General features: G+C 71.1%; 22 protein-coding genes. 9 read left to right on the forward strand and 13 right to left on the reverse strand.

What is annotated here, in order from left to right; translation table 11 throughout:
* The first annotated feature begins 101 nt into the window (after positions 1-101).
* From TR50_RS02285 to TR50_RS02295, 3 genes are all read left to right on the forward strand, one after another.
* Complete coding sequence (locus tag TR50_RS02285; RefSeq protein WP_042413009.1) at positions 102-1,202, forward strand: ABC transporter ATP-binding protein; 1,101 nt, start codon at positions 102-104, stop codon at positions 1,200-1,202.
* Positions 1,203-1,374: 172 nt separating this feature from the next.
* Positions 1,375-1,803: a hypothetical protein gene (locus tag TR50_RS02290; protein ID WP_042413011.1), complete on the forward strand. Its 429-nt coding sequence runs from the start codon at positions 1,375-1,377 to the stop codon at positions 1,801-1,803.
* Between the two features lie 69 nt (positions 1,804-1,872).
* Complete coding sequence (locus TR50_RS02295; RefSeq protein WP_042413012.1) at positions 1,873-2,661, forward strand: nucleotidyltransferase family protein; 789 nt, start codon at positions 1,873-1,875, stop codon at positions 2,659-2,661.
* 297 nt (positions 2,662-2,958) lie between these two features.
* Here the strand turns inward: TR50_RS02295 and TR50_RS02300 are convergent, their stop codons facing one another.
* From TR50_RS02300 to TR50_RS02325, 6 genes are all read right to left on the reverse strand, one after another.
* A complete protein-coding gene (locus TR50_RS02300; protein WP_236654198.1) occupies positions 2,959-4,413 on the reverse strand; it encodes a TQO small subunit DoxD in 1,455 nt (484 codons plus the stop codon).
* A 376-nt stretch (positions 4,414-4,789) separates the two neighbouring features.
* A complete protein-coding gene (gene rlmB, locus TR50_RS02305; protein ID WP_042413014.1) occupies positions 4,790-5,776 on the reverse strand; it encodes a 23S rRNA (guanosine(2251)-2'-O)-methyltransferase RlmB in 987 nt (328 codons plus the stop codon).
* A 73-nt stretch (positions 5,777-5,849) separates the two neighbouring features.
* Positions 5,850-7,244, reverse strand: coding sequence for a cysteine--tRNA ligase (cysS, locus tag TR50_RS02310; RefSeq protein WP_042413016.1), 1,395 nt, complete (start codon positions 7,242-7,244; stop codon positions 5,850-5,852).
* A gap of 209 nt (positions 7,245-7,453) precedes the next feature.
* A complete protein-coding gene (gene ispF / locus TR50_RS02315; protein WP_042413017.1) occupies positions 7,454-7,954 on the reverse strand; it encodes a 2-C-methyl-D-erythritol 2,4-cyclodiphosphate synthase in 501 nt (166 codons plus the stop codon).
* Positions 7,944-8,708: a 2-C-methyl-D-erythritol 4-phosphate cytidylyltransferase gene (ispD, locus tag TR50_RS02320; RefSeq protein WP_042413019.1), complete on the reverse strand. Its 765-nt coding sequence runs from the start codon at positions 8,706-8,708 to the stop codon at positions 7,944-7,946. Before ispD ends, ispF begins: the two co-directional genes overlap by 11 nt.
* A 234-nt stretch (positions 8,709-8,942) precedes the next feature.
* Entirely contained in the window at positions 8,943-9,425 is a 483-nt protein-coding gene (locus TR50_RS02325; RefSeq protein ID WP_042413021.1) for a CarD family transcriptional regulator, read from the reverse strand.
* 361 nt (positions 9,426-9,786) lie between these two features.
* On the opposite strand from TR50_RS02325, the gene TR50_RS02330 reads away from it, so the two are divergent.
* Positions 9,787-10,440, forward strand: a complete 654-nt coding sequence (locus TR50_RS02330; RefSeq protein ID WP_042413024.1) for a hypothetical protein — start codon at positions 9,787-9,789, stop codon at positions 10,438-10,440.
* A 188-nt stretch (positions 10,441-10,628) separates the two neighbouring features.
* On the opposite strand, the gene phoP is transcribed toward TR50_RS02330, so the two are convergent.
* Both phoP and TR50_RS02340 read right to left on the reverse strand, forming a co-directional pair.
* The gene (phoP, locus tag TR50_RS02335; RefSeq protein WP_500799095.1) at positions 10,629-11,306 is read right to left on the reverse strand and encodes a two-component system response regulator PhoP; all 678 of its coding nucleotides are present in this window, start codon (positions 11,304-11,306) and stop codon (positions 10,629-10,631) included.
* 5 nt (positions 11,307-11,311) lie between these two features.
* Entirely contained in the window at positions 11,312-12,658 is a 1,347-nt protein-coding gene (locus tag TR50_RS02340; protein ID WP_042413027.1) for a sensor histidine kinase, read from the reverse strand.
* A gap of 177 nt (positions 12,659-12,835) precedes the next feature.
* Here TR50_RS02340 and phoU point away from each other — a divergent pair, with 177 nt between their 5' ends.
* From phoU to TR50_RS45215, 3 genes are all read left to right on the forward strand, one after another.
* Complete coding sequence (gene phoU, locus TR50_RS02345) at positions 12,836-13,507, forward strand: phosphate signaling complex protein PhoU (protein WP_042413029.1); 672 nt, start codon at positions 12,836-12,838, stop codon at positions 13,505-13,507.
* A gap of 746 nt (positions 13,508-14,253) precedes the next feature.
* Positions 14,254-14,787, forward strand: a complete 534-nt coding sequence (locus TR50_RS02350; protein WP_042413031.1) for a hypothetical protein — start codon at positions 14,254-14,256, stop codon at positions 14,785-14,787.
* Complete coding sequence (locus TR50_RS45215; RefSeq protein ID WP_152648207.1) at positions 14,784-15,107, forward strand: effector-associated constant component EACC1; 324 nt, start codon at positions 14,784-14,786, stop codon at positions 15,105-15,107. The genes TR50_RS02350 and TR50_RS45215 overlap by 4 nt, the downstream gene beginning before the upstream one ends.
* 103 nt (positions 15,108-15,210) lie before the next feature.
* Here TR50_RS45215 and TR50_RS02355 read toward each other — a convergent pair whose 3' ends face one another.
* The gene (locus TR50_RS02355; RefSeq protein ID WP_042413332.1) at positions 15,211-15,969 is read right to left on the reverse strand and encodes a phosphoglyceromutase; all 759 of its coding nucleotides are present in this window, start codon (positions 15,967-15,969) and stop codon (positions 15,211-15,213) included.
* A 105-nt stretch (positions 15,970-16,074) separates the two neighbouring features.
* On the opposite strand from TR50_RS02355, the gene TR50_RS02360 reads away from it, so the two are divergent.
* Positions 16,075-17,475, forward strand: coding sequence for an MDR family MFS transporter (locus TR50_RS02360; RefSeq protein ID WP_063774976.1), 1,401 nt, complete (start codon positions 16,075-16,077; stop codon positions 17,473-17,475).
* Between the two features lie 10 nt (positions 17,476-17,485).
* On the forward strand, positions 17,486-18,781 hold the full coding sequence (locus tag TR50_RS02365; protein WP_042413033.1) for a GNAT family N-acetyltransferase: 1,296 nt from the start codon (positions 17,486-17,488) through the stop codon (positions 18,779-18,781).
* A gap of 98 nt (positions 18,782-18,879) precedes the next feature.
* Here the strand turns inward: TR50_RS02365 and TR50_RS02370 are convergent, their stop codons facing one another.
* The 4 genes from TR50_RS02370 to TR50_RS02385 form a co-directional block, all read right to left on the reverse strand.
* Positions 18,880-19,779, reverse strand: coding sequence for a deoxyribonuclease IV (locus tag TR50_RS02370; RefSeq protein ID WP_042413035.1), 900 nt, complete (start codon positions 19,777-19,779; stop codon positions 18,880-18,882).
* A gap of 169 nt (positions 19,780-19,948) precedes the next feature.
* Positions 19,949-20,830, reverse strand: coding sequence for an AraC family transcriptional regulator (locus TR50_RS02375; RefSeq protein ID WP_042413038.1), 882 nt, complete (start codon positions 20,828-20,830; stop codon positions 19,949-19,951).
* Between the two features lie 148 nt (positions 20,831-20,978).
* A complete protein-coding gene (locus TR50_RS02380) occupies positions 20,979-21,806 on the reverse strand; it encodes a TetR/AcrR family transcriptional regulator (protein WP_236654199.1) in 828 nt (275 codons plus the stop codon).
* Positions 21,807-21,815: 9 nt separating this feature from the next.
* On the reverse strand, positions 21,816-22,367 hold the full coding sequence (locus TR50_RS02385) for a thiol-disulfide oxidoreductase DCC family protein (RefSeq protein ID WP_052440588.1): 552 nt from the start codon (positions 22,365-22,367) through the stop codon (positions 21,816-21,818).

Genomic DNA, 22,367 nt, shown 5'->3' on the forward strand with positions numbered 1-22,367 from the left:
GGTAACGTCACCCGGAGTTCACTCCGCTTGTGGACTAGACCTCATCCCTTTACAACGGATCGTCCGGCACGTTCCTGCCGGTGAAGGAGAGCAGAAGCACCATGCCTACGGTGACTTTCGACAAGGCCACCCGCCTGTACCCCGGCGCTGAGAAGCCCGCGGTCGACGCGCTGGAGCTGGAGATCGCGGACGGGGAGTTCCTCGTCCTGGTCGGCCCCTCCGGTTGTGGCAAGTCCACCAGCCTGCGCATGCTGGCCGGCCTGGAGGACGTGAACGGCGGCGCCATCCGGATCGGTGACCGCGACGTCACGCACCTGCCGCCCAAGGATCGGAACATCGCCATGGTGTTCCAGAACTACGCGCTCTACCCGCACATGACCGTCGCCGAGAACATGGGCTTCGCCCTGAAGATCGCCGGGGTCAACAAGGCCGAGATCCGCACCAAGGTGGAGGAGGCCGCGAAGATCCTCGACCTGACGCAGTACCTGGACCGGAAGCCGAAGGCGCTCTCCGGCGGTCAGCGTCAGCGTGTCGCGATGGGTCGCGCGATCGTGCGTGAGCCGCAGGTCTTCCTCATGGACGAGCCGCTGTCCAACCTGGACGCCAAGCTCCGCGTGCAGACCCGCACCCAGATCGCCTCGCTCCAGCGTCGCCTCGGCATCACCACCGTCTACGTCACCCACGACCAGGTCGAGGCCATGACGATGGGCGACCGCGTGGCGGTGCTCAAGGACGGTCTGCTCCAGCAGGTCGACAGCCCGCGCAACATGTACGACAAGCCCGCCAACCTCTTCGTAGCCGGCTTCATCGGCTCCCCCGCGATGAACCTCATCGAGGTGCCGCTGGTCGACGGCGGCGTGCAGTTCGGCGGCACCGTGGTGCCGATCTCGCGTGACGCCGTCGCCGAGGCGTCCGCGAACGGCGACACCACGGTGACCGTGGGCGTGCGCCCCGAGCACCTGGACCTGGCGTCCGAGGGTGACGGCGACGCCGGCCTGGCCGTGACCGTGAACGTCGTCGAGGAGCTCGGCGCCGACGGTTACGTCTACGGCACCGCCAAGGTCGACGGTGAGGACAAGGACCTGGTGGTCCGCGTCGGCGGCCGCTCCGTGCCGGCGCGCGGCGAGGTGCTGCACGTCGTGCCGCGCGCGGGCGAGCTGCACCTGTTCTCGACCAAGACCGGCGCCCGTCTGACCGACTGATCGGCTGACCGACCGACCGGCTGACCGACCAAGCCGGCGCTCACCAAAGGCTGAGGAAGCCGTCCGGTTCATCCGGGCGGCTTCCGGCATTTCGGGAGAATTCCGACACCAGGCTCACTCGTTGGAGTGACGCAATGTCGCCAAATCATCACCCCTCGCTAGCATCGCCGCTGTGAAGCAGCTAGTTCGCCGCATCGGCCGATCTCTCGCCTTCGTACTGCCGCTCGTCCTCGTGACGACCGGCACCCTCGCCGTCGCCAAGGTGTCGTGGGCGCCTCCGGCGACCGCCGACGTCCAGTCGCTGACGGCCGCCTCCGACGCGCAGGCGCCGGGGAAGCCCGCCGCCAACGCTCCGCAGGACGTCCTCCGGACGCGCCTGCTGCGGGAGTTGGGGGACAGGAGCCCCGCCGTCGCGCTGAGCGATCTGGAACGCACGATGGACCGTCAGCCGTCGCTGCGGCAGTACTGCTCCTCGCTGGCCCACGAGCTCGGTCAGGCGGCCGTCCGCAAGTACCACGGGGACGTGCACAAGGCCCTGTCCTACGCGCGTCCGGTCTGCGACGCCTCGTTCGCCGCAGGTACCCTCAGCCCGGCGAATTGATGCACTGATTCAGGTGAGCATCAGGTGACAAGCGGCCTCACCCTCACTTTTGCCTACTAGGGTGAGGCCATGACCGCTGAGCACCTCATCCCCTCCGCCGGGGGGTCGCCGCTGGCCAAGCCGACGGTGACGCAGGCCGTGATCCTGGCCGGCGGCCAGGGATCCCGTCTCCGCCCGTACACCGACGACCGCCCCAAGCCGATGATCGAGATTCCCGGCACGGGTACCCCGATCATCGGCCACCAGCTCCAGTGGCTGGCCGAGGAGGGCGTCACCGACGTCGTCATTTCCTGCGGTTACCTCGCGGACGTCCTGCAGGACTGGCTGAAGACCGCCGACCTGCCGCTGAACGTCACCACCGTCGTCGAGACCGAGCCGCTGGGTCGCGGCGGCGGCCTGAAGTTCGCGGCCTCCTCGCTGCCGCGCCACGACGAGCCCTGGTACGCCACCAACGGCGACATCTGGACCCGCTTCTCCCTGCGCGACATGGCCGGCTTCCACGCCGCCCGCGACGCCCATGCGACGCTGGCTCTGGCCCGTCCCCGCCTCCCCTGGGGCACCGTGGACGTCGACCAGTTCGGCAACATCCTCGACTTCATCGAGTCGCCGCCGTCGCCGTACCTCATCAACGCGGGCGTGTACGTCTTCTCCGCCGAGTTCGCCTCCATGCTGCCGGACCTGGGCGACCACGAGCGCTCCACGTTCCCGCGCCTGGCCCGCGAGCGCCGCCTCTCCGGCTACGAGCTGCCGCAGGGCGTCTACTGGCGTGCGATCGACACCGCCAAGGACCTCAGCGAGGCCGCCAAGGAGCTCGCCTCCGCCCGTGCGGCCGCCGAGGCCGACTCCGCGGACGCGTAACACCCGTCTCTCGCCGTCTCACTGCCTCTCCGCTCGATCGTCCCGCCCTCTCCAGCTGTCCCGCTCCAAGGGCCACGACAGCGGTCGAAAAGGGACATACGGTGCGCATGGCAGGTGAAGCAAGGCAAGAGCCAGGAAAGCATCAGGCAAAAAAGTGACCCCCGGCCTTCGGGCCGGGGGTCACTTCTCTGTCGCCCAGGGGTTGCCCCAGGGTTGCCCGAGGGTCGCCCAGGGGGTGCCCCAGGGTCGCCCAGGGGGTGCCCGAGCGTCACCCCAAGGGGCGCTGCCCAGGGCTGCTCAGCCGCCGCCGAGCAGGCCGCCGATCACGCCGTTGCCGCCCGTCGCAGTGGGCTTGGGCGCCGGGTTGTGGGCGTGCGTCGGCGTGGTGCCTCCGCCCGTGCCGCCGGCGCCGGTGCCCGCTCCCGTGCCGGTCCCGGTGCCGGTCGTCCCGGTGCGGCCGGTGGTCGTGCCGCCGACGCCGCCCTTGTGGTGCTTCGAGGCGGACGGGGACGGGGACGAGGGCTTCGCACCCGCGCCCGCGGCGGACGCGCCCGTACCCGCCTTCGGAGCGGTCGCCACCGGCACGGGGACCTCCCCCGTCGGCCACGCGCCCATCGGCAGAACCTCGGTGGGAGCCGACGACGGCGACGGCGCCAGGCTCGGCGCCTCAGTCGTCGTGGTGGTGGTCTGCGTCATGTGCGACGCGCGCACCGCCGCGCCCAGCGCCGAGCCGAGCACCAGCGTCGCGCCGACCACGACCGTGGTCAGCACCACACCGCGGCGCATCACGCGGCGCCGCAGCTGCGCGACGCGCGCCTGCTCGCCGAGCCGACGCCACGCCTCCAGGTGCAGCCAGCCGTCCAGCGAGAACATCGGCGCGCCCGCCAGCAGCAGCGGGCTCCATGCGGCCAGATAGATGATCTCCGGCGTGTCGTAGACCGGGACGGTCCGCCAGCTCACCGTCACCAGCAGGGCGAAGGACAGCGTCATCGCCACGCCCGCGGTGAACCGCTGCCACAGCCCGAGCACCGCCAGCACGCCGACGTTGATCTGGACGAACGCCACGGCCAGCCCGGCGCCCACCGGGTGGGCCAGCGCCAGCGCCATCAGCGGCTGCGCGACGCTCCACGGATGCAGCGCCTCCAGCCAGTGGACCATCGAGCCGCGCGCGCCGCCGTTGAAGTAGACCGGGTCACACAGCTTGCTGAAGCCCGCGTAGATGGAGAACAGACCGAGGAGGACGCGCAGCGGCAGCAGGACCAGGCCCAGGTCGACGCGCCGGTTCGACTGCCAGGTCTGGTGCTGGGAGGCGCCGCCTCCCTCGCCCGCCCGCGGCAGCGGGGGCCGCCGCGCGGCCGGCTCGAAGATCCGGACGTCGTCCAACTCGGCGTCGTACGCATCGAGTTCAGCCAGGCTGAGCGGCTGGGTCGCCTCCAGCTCCTCGGCCCGGCGAGCCGCGGTCTGGGCCGGTACAGCCGGTACAGCCGGTACGGCGGGCGCGGCGGACCGGACGAGCACGCCGGGCTGCACGCCCGGGGTGACGCCGGGGACGACGAGATCCAGCTGGCCGGTCCAGGTGATCGGCGTGACCCGCCCGCGCCGACGCGGCGTCGCCGCGCCCAGGCCGACGGCTCCGGCGCCCACCAGCATGGACTCCCGTCTGCCCAGGTCGATTCCGAGCAGGTTCACGTCGATCAACGACGCCTCGGGTGCGGTGAAACGGACCCGGAAGCTCGCGGTGGTGGTGTTCAACCGCGAGGGGTCCGACGGCACCTTGACCATGTTGAGCGTCGGCTCGCCGCCGTCTATCCCACCGGCGTTCGCCGCCGTGGGACGAGGACGGGTACGTGTTCTGGTGTCCACATCCCACTAACCGCCCGAAGGGCCGGAAGGACACTCCCGGTTGACAGCCGACCGGCTTACCCGTATGACGAACCGGCCGGTCGCACCATCAGATGCCGTACCAGTCGCACGACTTCCGCACTACGTCCGCGCACTGCGGCACTGCGGCACTGCTCCCGGACGACTTGCGGAACATGCCGCGGGGCGCGCGGCCGGGCGCACGCCCGGCACTCGCGCGCCCCGCCTCACTTCAGCCCTTGCCTCGCTTCAGCCCCCGCGCCGCGCCTTACCGCGCAGCCGCACGCAGCCGGGCCGCCTCGTAGAGGACGATGCCCGCCGCCACACCGGCGTTGAGCGACTCCGCCTGACCCGGCATCGGGATACGGACCGTCAGATCGCAGGTCTCGGCGACGAGTCGGGACAGGCCCTTGCCCTCCGAGCCCATCACCACGACGACCGGACCGGTGAGCGCGTCCAGGTCGACGAGGTTGTGCTCTCCGTCCGCCGCCAGGCCGACGACGAAGAGGCCGGCCTTCTTGTACGCCTCCAGCGCACGCGTCAGGTTGCTGGCGCGGGCGACCGGAACGCGCGCCGCCGCGCCCGAGGACGTCTTCCACGCGCCGGCGGTCATGCCCGCGGAGCGGCGCTCCGGGACCACGACGCCGTGGCCGTCGAAGGCCGCCACGGACCGCACCACGGCGCCCAGGTTGCGCGAGTCGGTGATCCCGTCCAGGGCGACGATCAGCGGCGCGTCCTTGTTGACGTCCGCGGCCGACAGCAGGTCGTCCGGGTGGGCGTACTCGTACGGCGGGACCTGGAGGATCAGGCCCTGGTGGTTGTGGCCCTCGGCGAGGTTGTCCAGCTGCGGGCGCGGGGCCTCCATCAGCGGGACGCCACGCTCGGTGGCGAGCGAGAGCGCGTCGCGGACGCGGTCGTCGTTGTCGATGAACTGCTGGACGTAGAGGGCGGACGCGGGGACGTCACCCTGCAGCGCCTCCAGCACGGAGTTGCGGCCGTAGACCAGCTCCGCACCGGACTTGCCGGTGCGGCCCTGGACGCCGCCGCGGCGCATGCCGCCCCGCGCCTTGGCGTCGGCGGCGCGCTTGGCGGCGGCGTTCGCGGCGCGCTGCTTCGGGTGGCCCTTACGCGCCGTGGCGGGCGGCGTCGGGCCCTTGCCCTCGAGCGCCCGACGGCTGTGGCCGCCCGTGCCGACCGACGCGCCCTTCTTCGATCCGGGGTTGCGGCGGTTCCTGCGCTGGCTGTTGCCGGCCATGGGTGCTGTCCTGCTTCCTGTTTCCTACTGGTCCTGCGACGTGGTCACGTGGGATGTGATCACGTGGACGTGGTCACTTGTTGAGGGTCCAGCGCGAGCCGTCCGCGCGGTCCTCGATGTTGAGCCCGGCCTGCACGAGGCGGTCCCTGATGGCGTCGGAGGTCGCCCAGTCCTTGCGCTCGCGGGCGGCCTGGCGCTGCTCCAGGACGATCCGGACCAGCGAGTCGACCACGCCGTGGAGGTCCTCGCCGGAGCCCGGGCCGGCCCAGAACGGGTCGAGCGGGTCCATGCCCAGCACACCGAGCATCGCACGGACCTCGGACATACGCGCGACCGCGCTCTCCTTGTCGTCCGCGGCGAGCGCCGCGTTGCCCTGCCGGACGGCGGTGTGCACGATCGCCATCGCTCCGGGCACGCCGAAGTCCTCGTCCATCGCCTCGGCGAAGGCAGGGGGCACGTCGGCGGCGGGCTCGACCGCGCCGTGCAGCTCGACGACGCGCTGCAGGAAGGACTCGATCCGGTTGAAACCGGTCTCCGCCTCGCGCAGCGCCTCCTCGCTGTACTCGATCGTGGAACGGTAGTGCGGCGTGCCGAGGTAGTAGCGCAGCACGATCGGCCGCCACTTGGCCGTCATCTCGGAGACCAGCACCGAGTTGCCGAGCGACTTGCTCATCTTCTCGCCACTGAGGGTCACCCAGGCGTTGTGCAGCCAGTAGGTGGCGAACTCGTCGCCGTACGCCTTGGACTGCGCGATCTCGTTCTCGTGGTGCGGGAAGATCAAATCCCGCCCGCCGCCGTGGATGTCGAACGCGGGGCCGAGGTACTTGTGCACCATGGCGGAGCACTCCAGGTGCCAGCCGGGACGGCCGTCGCCCCACGGGGTCGGCCAGCTGGGCTCGCCCGGCTTCGCGGCCTTCCACATGGCGAAGTCGCGCGGGTCGCGCTTGCCGGTCTCGCCTTCGCTCTCGGGCTGGCGCAGGTTCTCCAACTCCTGGTGCGAGAGCGCCAGGTAGTCGGGGAAGGAGGTGACGGAGAAGTAGACGTTGCCCTCGGGCGTGGCGTAGGCGTTGCCGCGCTCGATGAGCACCTGCATCATCTCGACCATCTCGGTGACGTGCCCGGTCGCGCGGGGCTCGGCGGTCGGCGGGAGGCAGCCGAGCGCGTCGTAGCCCTCGTTGAAGGCGCGTTCGTTGGCGTGGCCGATCTGCCACCAGGGCAGGCCGAATTCACGCGACTTGGCGATGATCTTGTCATCGATGTCGGTGACGTTCCGGATGAAGGTGACCTCGTAGCCGCGGTGGGTGAACCACCGGCGCATGATGTCGAAGTTCAGCCCGGAGCGGATGTGGCCGATGTGCGGCGCGGCCTGGACGGTCGCTCCGCACAGGTAGATCGACACGCAGCCCGGCGTGTTCGGGACGAAGTCGAGAACCTGGCCGGAGGCGGTGTCGTGCAGGCGAATGCTCACCCCACCAGGGTAGTGGGCAGCGGGCACTGCCCTACGCCCTTCGGGGGACAGGCACACGGCGTTGACGAACTTGTCGCACAACCACTCTCCCTGGCCCCCTCCTCGGACCGTCCGCTCTCGCGGACTTCGCCCTGCCCGGCCCTGCCCGGCCCTGTCTCGCCCCGGCCGGACCCCAGCCGGGGCCCGGCCCGGCCCTGTCCGGACCGGGTTCAGTACACCAGCGCGGTCGCGACGGCGGTCAGGCCCTCCTCGCGGCCCGGGAAGCCGAGGCCGTCCGTGGTCGCGCCGGAGACGGAGACGGGAGCGCCGACTGTGGCCGTGAGCAGGTCCTGCGCCTCCGCCCGCCGCTTGCCGATCTTCGGGTACGGGCCGACGACCTGCACCGCGACGTTGCCGATCTCGAAGCCCGCCGCGCGCACGATCCGCGCCGCCTCGGCGAGCAGCTTCACTCCGGCCGCGCCGGCCCACTCGGGACGGTCGGTGCCGAAGTGCGCGCCGAGGTCGCCGAGGCCGGCGGCGGAGAAGAGCGCGTTGCACGCCGCGTGGGCGACGACGTCGGCGTCCGAGTGTCCCTCGAGGCCCACCTCGTAGCCCTCCCAGCGCAGCCCGGCGACCCAGAGCTCACGGCCCGGGGCGAACGCGTGGGTGTCGACGCCGATGCCGGTACGCGGCAGCCGGAACGCCGGTGTGGCGGACGTCTCAGAACTCATCGCGGGACCTCCGGCGGCTCAGGACCGCCTCCGCGAGGACGAGGTCCAGCGGCCTGGTGACCTTGAACGCCTCCTCGTGACCGGGCACGACGACGACCCGGCCGCCGAAGCGCTCGACGAGCCCGGCGTCGTCGGTCGCGTCGACGCCCTCCTCCAGTGCCTTGGCGTGGACGCGGTCGAGCACGTCGCGGCGGAAGCCCTGCGGCGTCTGCACGGCGCGCAGCGTCGAACGGTCCGGGGTGGCGACGACCGGCTCGGGCAGACCAGCGGCCTGGGCCGGGGTCACCTGCTTGACGGTGTCGGCGAGCGGGACGGCCGGCACGACGGCCTCGGCGCCGTCGGCGACCGCGCGGGCGACGGAGTCGACCACGTCGACGGGGACGAGCGGACGGGCGGCGTCGTGCACGAGCACGACGTCGACGTCGGGCGGGAGCACGGCCAGGCCGGCCCGGACGGACTCCTGGCGGGTGTCTCCGCCGGGCACGACGATGAGAGCGGCGCTCTCGCGTTCACTGATCGCGTCGGCGAGCAGTGCTCGCACCTCCGCGACGCCGTCCTTCGGCGCGACCACCACGACGGTCCCGACCGCGCGCGAACGCGCCAGCACCCGGACCGCGTGGACGAGGATCGGCACCCCGCCGAGTTCGCGCAGCGCCTTCGGGGCGCCCGGCCCCAGTCGCTCGCCTCGGCCCGCTGCGGGCACCACTGCTGCGGCGTTCAGGTTTGGTCCCTTCGGGGATGTGGGTACGGTCAAGGCGTGCCGGGCTCAGCGCCCTTCCGTGAAGCGCACCTTGACGCTGGCGTCCGGCACTGAACAAAGAGCGGTACGGCACCGGACAGCACGGGACCGGCAACCCGGACCCGGTACCTCTACGGACCGTGATCCGTCGCTCCATGGTTCCACGCGGAAGTCCGCGCACGCCTCAGCGCCCGGCGATGCGACCGCCAGGCGCTGAGACGAACGAACGACAGGAACGACAGGGCCCCGTTACGAGGCGAGGACCTCGTCGAGCAGCGTCTCCGCCTTGTCCTCGTTGGTGTTCTCCGCGAGCGCGAGCTCGCTCACCAGGATCTGGCGCGCCTTGGCGAGCATGCGCTTCTCGCCGGCCGACAGCCCGCGTTCGCGCTCGCGACGCCAAAGGTCGCGCACAACCTCGGCGACCTTGATAACGTCACCCGAGGCGAGCTTCTCCAGGTTCGCCTTGTAGCGGCGGGACCAGTTGGTGGGCTCTTCGGTGTACGGTGCTCGCAGCACCTCGAAGACCTTGTCCAGGCCGTCCTGGCCGACCACATCGCGCACGCCGACGAACTCAGCGTTCTCTGCGGGCACGCGCAGCGTCAGGTCACCCTGCTGCACCTTGAGCACCAGATAGGTCTTGTCCACACCCTTGATCTGGCGAATTTCGATGGCCTCGATCAGCGCGGCCCCGTGATGGGGGTAGACCACGGTGTCGCCAACCTTGAACGTCATGTGACAGGTACCCCTTCCGTGGCTTTCCAGAGTAACACGCTTGCGGCCGTACCAGAAGGGCGTTTCCGCAGGTCAGAGCTGGTTCGCAGGCTTGACAACCGGCCCGGTTCCATGCTGCGACCCCTGTTCGAGGAGCCCTTCTCGCAGGTCGGAGCGGTTGTCCACGAACCTGCGCGGATGCCGCCGAGGTGCAATGATCTTGCACTCGGGGCGTTATGCAACCGTGATCTGATCTTCGTCCGGGTGGGTCCACCGGGCAGTGATGCTGCGACACGGCCGACCCCGTGTGGAGCGGATAAAGGCCGTCGGTAATCTGAACGCGGACCAGAACCCTCAAAACGTTCAAGGAGAACTCTCCGCCGTGAGCCGCAGTCTTCGTCGCGGCGCGGTCGCCGCCGTCATCGCCGTCGCGATCGCCCCCGTCCTCGCCGCCTGCTCTGCGGGGTCCAGTGCGGCGACCCTCCAGGTAAAGCCGAACTCCGCCGCCACCTCGCTGAGCGGTGGCCAGCTGAAGCTGAACGGCGTCGCCGTCGTCACCGACGCCCAGGGCAACGCCCCCGCCAGCGTCATCGCGAGCATCGCCAACAACGAGCAGCAGGCCGAGAACCTCGTCTCGGTCACCGTCGGCACCACCGCCGCCACGCTGACCGGCACGACGGCCATCGCCACCGGCTCCGCGCTGAACCTCGGCAACCCGGGCCCGAACGCCACCAAGGCGGTCGTCCCCACGCTGGACCAGCCGGCCGGCGCCGTCGTCCCGATCACCTTCGTCTTCGCGAACGCCGGCTCGGTCACGCTGGACGCGCAGGTCCAGACCGGCACCGGCCAGTACGCGCTGTACGCGCCGTCCCTGCCGACGCTGGCCCCGTCCCCGACGGTGACGCCGGGCGGCCTGCCGAGCGGCCTGCCGACCGGCTCGGCCGCGCCGACCATCTCCGCCTCGGCGGCCGCGCACACCACCAAGAAGCCGGGCGAGACCCACAAGGCCTCGCCCTCGGCGACCGCCACGCACTGACGCACCGACCGCCGGGGGCCTGACCGCTACGGTCTGCCCCCGGCGGACGCGGCAGAGAAGAGGCCGGGGCGGCACCGCTTGTGCGGTGCCGCCCCGGCCTCTTCTGCTTTTCGGCCTCTTTCGAGTGAATCCTCGCCGCGATCCGCCGCGATCCGCGGCAGTCCGCCGCAGTCCGCGCGCTCAGCCGATCACGGCTCGAACTTGTAGCCCAGACCGCGCACGGTCACCAGGTAGCGCGGCGCGCCCGGGTCCGGCTCGATCTTCGCCCGCAGGCGCTTGACGTGCACGTCAAGGGTCTTGGTGTCGCCGACGTAGTCGGCGCCCCAGACCCGGTCGATCAGCTGCATGCGCGTGAGCACGCGGCCCGCGTTGCGCAGCAGCATCTCCAGCAGGTCGAACTCCTTGAGCGGCAGGTCGACCTTGGCGCCGTCGACGGTGACCACGTGGCGGTCGACGTCCATGCGGACCGGCCCGGCCTCCAGCGCGCCGGGACCGCCGCTGGCCTCCTCGGTCTCGCCGCGGCGACGCAGCACGGCGCGGATGCGGGCGACCAGCTCACGGGTGGAGTAGGGCTTGGTGACGTAGTCGTCCGCCCCTATCTCCAGGCCGACGACCTTGTCGATCTCGCTGTCCTTGGCCGTCACCATGATCACCGGCACGGAGGACTTGGCCCGCAGCTGGCGGCAGACCTCGGTGCCGGGGAGGCCGGGCAGCATCAGATCGAGCAGCACCAGGTCGGCGCCGTTGCGCTCGAATTGGTCCAGGGCGTCGGGGCCGGTGGCAGCGATGGCCACCTCGAAACCCTCCTTACGCAGCATGTAGGAGAGGGCGTCGCTGAACGACTCCTCGTCCTCGACGACAAGCACACGGGTCACGGCATGGCCTCCGGGGCGGCAGGGGTGGTGGTGGGAGCAGTGGGGTGAGTGGGATCGGCAGTCAGGTCGTCGTCGGCGATCTCGTCGACATCGGCGTCAGCGTCGACGACGATGCCGTCGACGTCGCCGTCGACGCCCTCGTCGTCGCTGTCGGTGTCGGCGAACCGGGCGGCGAGCCCGTTGGCCGCCTCGTCGTTCCTACCCGCGGGAAGGCGCAGGGTGAACGTCGAGCCCTGACCCTCGACGCTCCACACCGCCACGCTGCCGCCGTGGGACGCGGCGACGTGCTTGACGATGGAGAGGCCGAGGCCGGTGCCGCCGGTGGCGCGGGACCGGGCGGGGTCGACCCGGTAGAAGCGCTCGAAGATCCGGTCGCGGTCCTTCTCGGAGATGCCGACCCCTTGGTCGGTGACGGATATCTCGACCAGGTCCTGCTTGCCGCCGGGCACCCTGCGGGCGGCGATGGCCACCCGGGTGCGGGCGGGGCTGTAGTTGACGGCGTTCTCGACGAGGTTGCCGAGGGCCGCGGCGAGCTGGCCGCGGTTGCCGTAGAGCTGGAGTCCGGCGATGCCGCCGGCCGCCATGGTGATCTGCTTGGCGGCGGCCTGGTGGCGGCAGCGGTCCATCGCCTCGGCGACCAGCTCGTCGATCGGCACCATCTCGGCGTCGACCAAGCGCACGTCGTCCTGGACCCGGGAGAGCTCGATGATCTCCTGGACCAGGTTGGTGAGCCGCGCGGACTCGATCAGCATCCGGCCGGCGAAGCGGCGCACCGCCTCCGGGTCGTCGCTGGCGTCCTGGACGGCCTCGGAGAGCAGCGAGAGCGCGCCCACCGGCGTCTTCAGCTCGTGGGAGACGTTGGCGACGAAGTCGCGGCGCACCGCTTCTATCCGTCTGGCCTCGGTGAGGTCCTCGACCAGCACCAGGACCAGCCGGGAGCCCAGTGGGGCCACCCGGACCGAGACCGCGAGCACCTCGCCTCCGCCGCTGGCGCGTCTGGGAATGTCCAGATCGGCTTGGCGTATCTCGCCGTCACGGCGGGTGAGCCGAGCCATGGCGAGGATCGCGTCGACGGCGATCGCCCCGCCCCGCACCAGCCCGAGGGCATAGGCGGCGGAGCTCGCCTTGATCACCTGATCGCTCTCGTCCAGCACGACGGCGCAGGAGCGCAGCACCGACAGCACGGTGTCCACGCCGGGCGGCAGAGCCGGCTCCTCCTGCTGGTCGCTGCGCTTGGCGGGCCGGTGATCCTTCTCGCTCCAGCGGAAGGCGAGCGCGGCGGTGAGGCCGACTCCGAGCCCGACGAGCGCGCTCACGGAGGCGGCGGCCACGTTCACATCCATGCCAATCAGCGTAAGCGCACGTCGGTGACCAGCCGTAACCCCAGGACAATGCGCTCAGCCGGAGGTCGCCGAGAATTCACCTTCACGTCTCTGCTGATTCACTCCGGTTGCGGGCCTGGGTCGTCCGGGCAGCCCACAGTGGTAGGCGAACACCCGTCCAGGAGGGATGACTGCAGCATGCGCGACTCGTACCACGAGGAACTCGACTCGATCAGCGACGGCCTGGTGGAGCTGGCCCGCCTGGCCGGCTCCGCGATGGGCCGGGCGACCACGGCGCTGCTCGACGCCGACCTGGAGCTGGCGGAGAGCGTGATCGCCGCCGACGAGAAGCTGGACCAGCTCCACCACGACCTGGAGAACCGCTCCATCGCGCTGCTGGCCCGCCAGCAGCCGGTCGCCACCGACCTGCGCATCGTGGTGACCTCGCTGCGCATGAGCGCGGACCTGGAGCGCAGCGGCGACCTGGCCCGCCACGTCGCCAAGCTGGCCCGCCTGCGCTACCCGGACTCGGCGGTCCCGTCCGACCTGCACCCCATCATCCTGGAGATGGGCCAGCTGGCCCAGCGCCTGATCGCCAAGGCCGGTCAGGTCATCGCCACCAAGGACGTCGACGCCGCGCTCGAGCTCGAGCGGGACGACGACCGCATGGACGAGCTGCACCGCCAGCTCTTCGCCCACCTGCTGGACGACCGCTGGCACCACGGCGTCGAGACCGCCGTCGACGTCACGCTCTGCGGCCGCTACTACGAGCGCTTCGCCGACCACGCGGTCTCGGTCGCCAAGCGCGTCGTGTTCCTGGTCACCGGCGAGCACGCGGACGACTTCGTCCCGGAGCCCGGCGACTCCTGACCGTCGGCCCCGCTCGGGGCGGGGGCGCGCGAACGGGCGTACGGGTGATGCCGTACGCCCGTTGACGCTCCGTACACGGGCCTCTTCACTGGGAGACAGACAGGCCTGTCGACCACGCGGGCCTGGCCAGGCACGAGGAGGACCTGTCTCGATGACCCAGACTCTCTCGAAGGCCCAGTCTCGCTCGAAGGCCCAGACTCTCTCGAGGGCCCAGACTCCCCCGACCGCGGCCGCGACGCCGATCGCTTCAGCGTCGGCCGAAGTCACCCGGCTGCCGCTGCTCGGCGCCTGCGGCTGCGGCTCGGGCTGCGGCTGCGGATGCCAGTCCGGCGGCACCTGCCAGTGCGGCGGAGGCTGCTGCGCACACTGACGGTCCGGCCGTTCCCGGCCCTCACCCACACCCACCTCTCGGCGCGTCATCCCGTCCCTGACGCACCCTCACGACGCCGTGCGGCCCCGTCGCCCACGGCGTCGTTCGGGTCATGACGTGCGGCCCGGACCGATGGTGCAGCCATCGACGGCTTCCACTGCTGTCGCCGTCGCCCCTCGGACGGCCCAAAGCCGGACGGCTTTCTTCGCGGCCCGGCCTTTTCGAGAAACGCCGGTCCACCCAACAGGCGTGCGTCGTCGCGGCGGCGCCGGAATCTGTCCGAACCGGTGAACCAACCCGGCACCGTGGCCTAATCTTGCTTCGGGCGACAGACGGAACCAGGGGGTGGCCGGTGGCAATCTGGTCGCGGAGGGAAGTGCGCTTCACCGAGGGGCAAGTCGCCAAGATCCTGGCACTGGCGATCGAAGCGACACAACGCAACGCCGACGGCAGCTCCACCCGGGATCCGGAGGAGACTCTCAAACTCTCGATCGACAAAGTCAAGCCGATTACCAAGGTCTGGTTCTGGCTGGGCGGAGTCGTGACGTTCTCGCTGCTGCCGATGTTTTGGGGATACCTGTCCGGCAGCGGTGACACGGGATTTTATTCGATCTTCGGAAAAGGCGACCTCTTCCTGCTGTCCACCGTGCTCCTGGCCGCCGGACTCACGGAGATCGCCTTGATCGTCAAGGCGATCGACAACAAGGGACTCCTGGGCACGCTGATCCTCGGGGCCCTCCTGCTCGTGGTGGTGGACGTCGCCCGCTACAGCACGGTTGCCCAGGAGGCCTCCAACCCGGCACACATGGAAGCCCTGCCGCACAGCATTGCCTGGGCGTCGCTGATCATGTACCTGCTGGCCGCTCTGCACAGCACCACGTGCGTCTACCTGGGGGCGAAGACCGAATGATGATCGCTGGCGCGGCGGATCTTCTGGAAATCCTCGCCGGGGCGGGTGGCGCGGTCGCCACCATGGCCGGGTCGATCGTGGCATGGGTCCAAGGTGGACGCGCAAAGCGCAATCCGAGCATCTCCCTGCATGTCGGAGACCAGACGATCAGGGTCGAAAAGGACACGCCCGAGAGAAACGACGCCTTCCGCGAAGCCGTTCTGGAGGCGGTTCGAAACCTTCAGGCAGCCCCCGGAGAAGAGAAGCGTCTACGGGACCTTCTCCACAGGATCGAAAAAGATGGTCCGAAGTCACCACATGAGACTGGGGATGAAAAGTAGAGCTCGCGGGACACCGGGGGCTTCGCACGAACTCCGAGAAACTCCCACAAAGAGAATGCCCCCGCTGCGCCGCCGGCGCAGTGGGGGCATTTCCATGCAGAGGTTACTTCTTGCCCTGGTTCTTCACGGCCTCGATGGCCGCGGCCGCGGCCACCGGGTCGAGGTAGCGACCGCCCTTGGTGAGGGGCTGGAAGTCGGCGTCGAGCTCGTAGAGGAGCGGGATGCCGGTGGGGATGTTGAGGCCGGCGATGTCCTCGTCGGAGATGCCGTCGAGGTGCTTGACCAGCGCGCGCAGCGAGTTGCCGTGGGCGGTGACCAGGACCGTGCGGCCGGCGGCCAGGTCCGGGACGATCGCGTCGTACCAGTACGGCAGCATGCGGTGGACGACGTCCTTGAGGCACTCGGTGCGGGGACGGATGTCCGCGGGCAGCTCGGCGTAGCGGACGTCGTGGGCCTGGGAGTACTCGGCGTCGTCGGCGAGCGGGGGCGGCGGGGTGTCGTAGGAGCGACGCCACAGCATGAACTGCTCCTCGCCGAACTCGGCGAGGGTCTGCGCCTTGTCCTTGCCCTGGAGCGCGCCGTAGTGGCGCTCGTTCAGGCGCCAGCTGCGGTGGACCGGGACCCAGTGGCGGTCCGCGCGGTCCAGCGCGATCTGCGCGGTGCGGATCGCGCGGCGCAGCAGGGAGGTGTGCAGCACATCGGGCAGCAGGCCCTCGGCGGCGAGCAGTTCGCCGCCGCGTACGGCCTCCTTCTCGCCCTTCTCGTTCAGGTCGACGTCGACCCAGCCGGTGAAGAGGTTCTTCTCGTTCCACTGGCTCTCGCCGTGACGGAGCAGCACAAGACGGTAGGGAGCATCAGCCATGGCCACGAGCCTAGTCCAGGTCGTAATCCACTGGCGCCGCCGTCTCATCGGCGAGTAATGTCCCCCTCGCTCGTCTGACACTTACCTGCCGAGGTCGGAGCAGCTATGCCCACCACCGCCCCCACCCGCCTCCCCCGACTTCGCACCGTCCTTCGGGAATCCGTCGGCGGTCTGCCCCGCACCTTCTGGTGGCTGTGGACCAGCACCCTGGTCAACCGCCTGGGCAGCTTCGTCGTCACCTTCCTCACGCTCTACCTGACCACCGACCGCGGCTACTCCCCCGCGGTGGCCGGTCTCGTCGTCTCCGCCTTCGGGCTCGGCGGCGTCTTCGGGGCGATCGGCGGCGGCGTGCTCGCGGACCGGCTCGGCCGCAGGCCGACGCTGCTCGCGGCGCAGTCGCTCGCGGCGCTGACCACCGTGCTGCTCGGCTACACCACCGAGCCGGCGATGATCGCGCTGGTGGCCGGGCTCCTCGGGCTGACCAGCAACGCGGCCCGGCCCGCCATCTCCGCGATCATGGCCGACCTGGTGCCGGCCGCCGACCGGGTGCGCGCGTTCTCCCTCAACTACTGGGCCATCAACATCGGCTTCGCCGTCTCCGCGTCCGTGGCGGGCGTGCTCTCCTCGCACGGCTATCTGCTCCTCTTCTACGGCGACGCGGTCACCACGCTGCTGTGCGCACTCGTGGTCTTCCTCCGTATCCCGGAGACACGCCCCGAGCACCCGGCCGGCACTGTCCCTCGGGGCACGACAACGCCGGAGGAGCCGGAGCAGAAGGTCGGTCTCTCCGCCGTCTTCCGTGACGGCCCGTTCATGTCGCTGGTCGGCCTCACCTTCCTCATCGCGATGACGATCGGGCTGGGCCAGGTCGCCGTGCCGGTGGTGATGGGCCGCCAGGGCTTCTCGGCAAGCGACTACGGCCTGACCGTGGCGATCAACGGCGTGCTGATCGTCGTCGCCCAGATCCCCGCCACCCGGATGATCCGCGGCCGCGGGCGCACCGGCATCCAGGTCGCCGCCTCGCTGCTGTTCGGCTTCGGCACGGCGCTGTGCGCCTTCGCGACCGGAGCCACCTCGGGCGGCATGGCCGTCTACGCGTTCAGCGTGGTGGTGTGGACCGTCGGCGAGATCATCTGGACCCCCGTCAACCAGGCGCTGGTCGCGGAACTCTCGCCGGTCCACGGCCGCGGCCGCTACCAGGGCGCGTACTCGCTGGCCTGGCAGGCGTCCTCGTTCCTGGCCCCGCTGGCCGCCGGAGGCATGATCGCCGCCTGGGGCGCGGACTCGGTCTGGCTCACCTGCGCGATCGTCGGCGTGGTCGCGGCCGCGGGCTACGTCCGGCTGATGCGCGGCAGTTCCGGCCGCCGCATCGAGGCCGCCCGCCTCACCGCCGGACCCGGTACCGATGCCAGGGCCGATGCCGGGACCGACGTCCTGACCGATGCCGGGACCGATGTCGGGACGGGCGCTGAGAATTCGGATGCCGCTGTGGGCGCGGCCTCCTAGAGTGCGGAACATGGGACAGAGCACCAGCGCGAGCGGGGTGGCGAAGACCCCGGCAGAGATCGAGATCCGCGTCGTCGGCGACGACGACCTGGCCGCCTGGGGGCAGGCGCTCAACGTCGGCTTCATGCGTTCCATGGGCGACGGCTGGGCCGACTACCACCGCGAGCGCTTCGAGCTCGGCCGCGCCCTCGGTGCGTTCGACGGCGAGCGGTGCGTCGGCACCTTCCGCAGCTTCGCCATGGAGCTGACCCTCCCCGGCGGGGCGACGATGATCGCCGACGCGGTCACCAACGTGACCGTCTCCGCCACCCACCGCCGCCGCGGCCTGCTCAACCGGATGATGCGTCAGGACCTCGACGCCGCCGTCGACCGCGGCGAGGCGTTCGCCATCCTGATCGCCGCCGAGTTCGGCATCTACGGCCGCTACGGCTTCGGCCCGGCCAGCGCCCAGCAGGGCAAGCGGATCGACAAGCGGACGGCCGGCGGCATCCGCGTCCCCGCCGCCTCCGACGAGGGCACGATCGAGCTGATCAGCATGGCTGAGTACCGCGCGGTCGGTCCCGAGCTGCACCGGCGCTTCCGCCGCACCCGCCCCGGAGCCGTCTCCCGCGACACGTTCAAGTGGCGGCTCCAGACCGGCGACATCACCCAGCCCGGCGGCGGCTTCAGGGAACCCCTGGTCGCCCTCTACCGGGACGCGGCGGGCGTGCCTGCCGGCCTGCTCGCGTACGAGGTCAACGACGACTGGCGCAACTGGCTGCCGGACGACGTCACCCTCAAGGTGACGGACTACTTCGCCGTCGACTGGGCGGCGGAGGCCGCGCTGTGGCGCTACGCGCTCGAGGTCGACTGGGTCCAGCGCGTCGAGGTCTGGGATCTCGCCCCCGACTCCCCGCTGCCGCTCGCCCTGCACGACCAGCGTGCCTGCGTCGACAACAACAACAGCGCCGGGGACTTCCTCTGGGTCCGCATCCTCGACGTCGCCCGGGCCTTCTCGGCGCGCACGTACGACACGCCGGGCCGCGTCGTCTTCGAGGTCGCGGACAGCATGGGGTACACGCCCGGCCGATTCGTCCTGGAGGCCGCCGAGGACGGCACCGGCCGCTGCGCGCCGGCGGGGCCGGACGACGCGGACGTCGACTTCGCCGTGGACGTCAGCCAGTTGGCGGCGGTCTACTTCGGGCACAGGCCGCTGGGGCCGCTGGCGCAGGCAGGGCTTCTGGAGGAGCGCCGCGACGGCGGTCTGCGCCGAGCCCAGCGCGTGCTGCGCACGGACCGCGCGCCGTGGTGCCCGGACGTCTTCTGACATGGACGGCTTCTGACTCGGACGTCCTCTGACCTGCGGAAGGCCCGGCCGATCGTGCGAGCATGCACTCGGTCACCCGCGTGCCCTCGCACACGCCCCTACGCGCTCTCCCGGAGCCGCCTCAGCGTCAGCACGTCCTCCGCGTGCCCGAAGCCCGGGGCCGCGCTGCGGTCCGGGGTCTCCAGAATGAGCGGGACGCCGGCCGTCGCCGGATGACGGAAGAGGTCGGCGAAGGGCTCCGCGCCGATCCGGCCGTCACCGATGTTGGCGTGGCGGTCCTTGCGGGCGCCGACGACGTCCTTGCTGTCGTTGGCATGGATCAGCTTCAACCGGTCCGGCCCGAAGGTCTTCTCCAGCAGGTCCAGCGCCGCGAGGACGCCGCCCGGTGCGGCCAGGTCGTGCCCGGCGGCGAAGACGTGGCAGGTGTCGAGGCAGACGCCGAGCCTCGGGTGGAAGTCCAACGCGGCGGCGTACTCCCCGAGATCCTCGATCCGCGAGCAGAGCGACTCGCCCTGACCGGCCGTGGGTTCCAACAGCAGCAACGGCAGGTCGTCCGCCTCCGCCTGGTCCAGCAGCGGCAGCACGTCGGCCCGGAGCTGCGCCATCGCCTCCGCCCGCCGTCCCGAGCCGACGGCCGAGCCGGTGTGGACGACGACGCCGCGCGCCCCGATCGCGCGGCCGCGCACCAGGGAGTGGCGCAGCGACTCCGCGGAGCGTTCGCGCGTCGCGGCAGTGTCGGAGCCGAAGTTGATCAGGTAGGGCGCGTGCACGTAGACGGGGAGGTCCCGCTGCTCGCACTGCTCGCGGAAGGCGTGGTCCTGCGCCGGGTTCCCGGCGGGCGTGGCCCAGCCGCGCGGGTTGGCGACGAAGACCTGGACCGCCTCGGCCCCGATCCGGTCCGCGTAGGCGAGGCCGGTGCCCACGAGTCCGCGTGCGGCGACGGGCACGTGGGCGCCGATCGGGTTGCGCCTGCGGCGCGGGTCAGCCTGGTCGTTCACCCGTGCAGCATGCCACGGCACGGTCCAGGTCCCCGCGCCCGGTCATGCGCGGCCGTTCCCACGCACGCAGTCCTGCGCGGCCGGTCCCGCGCCGCTCAGTCCTGCCCGCCCGAATCCTGGCCGCCAGGTCGCGCACGCCGGGGTCGCGCACTGCCCGGGTCCTGGGCGCTCACTCCTCCGGCTCGACGGCGACCCACAGCTCCGCGAGCGCACCCCCGCCGTCGGGGTCGGCGCCGACCTTCAGCAGCGTCGGCCCCGGGCGGTGCCGGTAGGGGTTGGACGGGAACCACTCGCTGTAGACGTCGCCCCACATCCGCTGCAGCGCGGCGGGGAAGTCGCCGATGGCGGTGAACACCGCCCACAGACCCGCCTCCTGTGTCAGCACGTCGAGGCCGGCCGCGGCCTCGCTCCCCGCACTCTCGGGACTGGCGACGACCGCGTGGTAGTAGTCGAGCGGGCTGCCCTCCTCGTGGTTCTCCGCGTCGTGCGGCAGCGTGACGGAGATGACGCCGCTCGGCTCCTGATCCGACAGCCCGGCGATCCTGGCCATGGTGTCCGGCTCGATCGCCTTGATCATCTCCATGATGTGCGGGTTCACGCCCTGGTGGATCTGCGGAACGGTGGCCATCCGGCCCACCACCGTGAACCGGTCCTTCGTCACGATCCGGTACTGCATGGGGCTCCTTCCCTCGACGACGAGCCGGAAGGACATCCGCGGCTGCGACCGCAGCGCGAGGCCGCCTTTTCGCGCCTCGCTCGGCCCCACCCCGTGCATCGCGCGGAACGCCCGTGCGAACGCCTCACCGGAGCCGTAGCCGTAGCGCACCGCGATGTCGAGCAAGGTCCGCTCCCCGGCCACCACCTCGGCCCCGGCCATCGTCAGCCGCCGGCGCCGGATGTACTCCGACAGCGGCATCCCGGCCAACGCGGAGAACATCCGCCGCAGGTGGTACTCCGAGGTCAGCGCCATCCGCGCCAACTCGCCGACGTCGACCGGCTCCCGAAGGTGATCCTCGATGTACTCCAGGGTGCCGTTCAGCGACTCGAGCACGGGCGTCCTTCCTCGCTCTTTCCTTGTCGTCGACCCTAGGAATGCTCCGGTGCTCGGCACCCGACTTCCTGTGCCCGCTGCGATCGGGTCGACTCCGCATCCGGCGACGGGAGCCGGGCGAGGCGTAAGGGGTCTACCACGGCCCCGCTCAGTCCTTGGCGCGTCGCCTCCGCCTGGTGCCGTCCTCGGCCGCGGCGGGCTCCGGCGACTTCGAGACCGCGGTGCGGCCGATGGTCGGCAGGACGAACTCCTTGACCATGTCCACCGCGTCGCGGACCAGCGGGCGGAAGACCCGGTAGCGCGACAGGGTGACGAGCTTGGCGACGAACGGCGAGCAGCGCCGCACGAAGGCGCGGGTGCGCTCGGTGTCGTCGGTGCGGTCGAAGACCCAGTACAGGACGACGACCATGAGGTGCAGCCAGAGCAGGTCGGGGAGCAGCTCGTCCAGCTCGGGGTCGATCTTCGGGGCGAGGTCCGAACCGTCCAGCACCTCGCGGAAGAGCTGGACGGCCGTCGCGCGGGCCGGGTGGGATTCGTTGGAGAAGGGGCTCAGCGCGCTGTTCGGGTCGGCCGCCGTGCGGAAGAACTGCGCCGCGAACTCGTGGTACGGCTCCGCGCAGTCGATCCACGACTCCAGCGCGATGGCCAGCCGCTCCGTGAAGTCGGTCCTCCCCGCCATCCGGGCGCGGGCCTCGACCAGGTGCTCGTGCGTCATCCGGTCGTAGAACCCCTGGATCAGGAATTCCTTGCCCTCGTAGTAGTAGTACGCGTTACCGACCGAGACCCCTGCCTCCGCAGCGATCGCCCGCATCGTGGTCTTCTCGTAGCCCCGTTCCTTGAAGAGCCGCATCGCGGTCTCCAGGATCAGCGCACGGGTGCGCTCGCTCTTCGCCGTCTTCGCATTCTCGGCGGCCGGGGCGCTCTCGGCGGGCCGGGCGCCCTCGGCGGCGGGCTGGGCAGGCAGGTCGTCGGTCACGGATCGAGGCTATCCGGACCACGCACGGCACTCCGCGCCGCAGGACGGATCACCGTCCACGTCCACGTCCGGGCCGACGTCCGCCGACGCCGACGCCGTTCCAGTCATCCGCTCTCCTTGCACCTGCCCCCCTTTCCCCTGCCTCCGCCGCCGGCGGGTCAGGAACTTCCGTCCCCTGGCCGCCGCCAACACCGCCGCCCGGGCCAACGGCGCGCCGGCCGGTGTGTTGAGCCGGTGCGCGGTGGCGCGGTAGTCGTCCAGCGCCCACAGGCACGCGATCCACGCGGCCGGACCTTCGTAGACCTGGCCGGCGTCGCCGACCACGGTGATCTCCCCGGCGGCCCGCCGCTGGTCCAGCTGCGGAAACGCGGCCCGCGCCGCCGCTGAACCCACGTCGACGAACTCCAGCGGGACCAGCTGCCGTTGGCGCTCCAGCCAACCGCGCAGGGAGCGGCAGAGCGGGCAGTCGGGGTCCGACAGGACCGTCAGCCGGCGGACCGGGGCGTCGCCGGAGCCCCGGTCCGCGGCGGGCTCGGCTGTCGGTGTCACGGCGTCGCTCAT

Source organism: Streptacidiphilus anmyonensis (assembly GCF_000787855.1).
GTDB classification, from domain to species: Bacteria; Actinomycetota; Actinomycetes; order Streptomycetales; family Streptomycetaceae; genus Streptacidiphilus; species Streptacidiphilus anmyonensis.

Bases quoted from the DNA above. Each gene is read 5' to 3' on its own strand.
- TR50_RS02285 (WP_042413009.1), top strand. From the start codon at position 102: ATGCCTACGGTGACTTTCGACAAGGCCACCCGCCTGTACCCCGGCGCT.
- TR50_RS02295 (WP_042413012.1), top strand. From the start codon at position 1,873: ATGACCGCTGAGCACCTCATCCCCTCCGCCGGGGGGTCGCCGCTGGCC.
- rlmB (WP_042413014.1), bottom strand. From the start codon at position 5,776: ATGGCCGGCAACAGCCAGCGCAGGAACCGCCGCAACCCCGGATCGAAG.
- ispF (WP_042413017.1), bottom strand. From the start codon at position 7,954: ATGAGTTCTGAGACGTCCGCCACACCGGCGTTCCGGCTGCCGCGTACC.
- TR50_RS02325 (WP_042413021.1), bottom strand. From the start codon at position 9,425: ATGACGTTCAAGGTTGGCGACACCGTGGTCTACCCCCATCACGGGGCC.
- TR50_RS02340 (WP_042413027.1), bottom strand. From the start codon at position 12,658: ATGGATGTGAACGTGGCCGCCGCCTCCGTGAGCGCGCTCGTCGGGCTC.
- phoU (WP_042413029.1), top strand. From the start codon at position 12,836: ATGCGCGACTCGTACCACGAGGAACTCGACTCGATCAGCGACGGCCTG.
- TR50_RS45215 (WP_152648207.1), top strand. From the start codon at position 14,784: ATGATGATCGCTGGCGCGGCGGATCTTCTGGAAATCCTCGCCGGGGCG.
- TR50_RS02355 (WP_042413332.1), bottom strand. From the start codon at position 15,969: ATGGCTGATGCTCCCTACCGTCTTGTGCTGCTCCGTCACGGCGAGAGC.
- TR50_RS02360 (WP_063774976.1), top strand. From the start codon at position 16,075: ATGCCCACCACCGCCCCCACCCGCCTCCCCCGACTTCGCACCGTCCTT.
- TR50_RS02365 (WP_042413033.1), top strand. From the start codon at position 17,486: ATGGGACAGAGCACCAGCGCGAGCGGGGTGGCGAAGACCCCGGCAGAG.
- TR50_RS02385 (WP_052440588.1), bottom strand. From the start codon at position 22,367: ATGAGCGACGCCGTGACACCGACAGCCGAGCCCGCCGCGGACCGGGGC.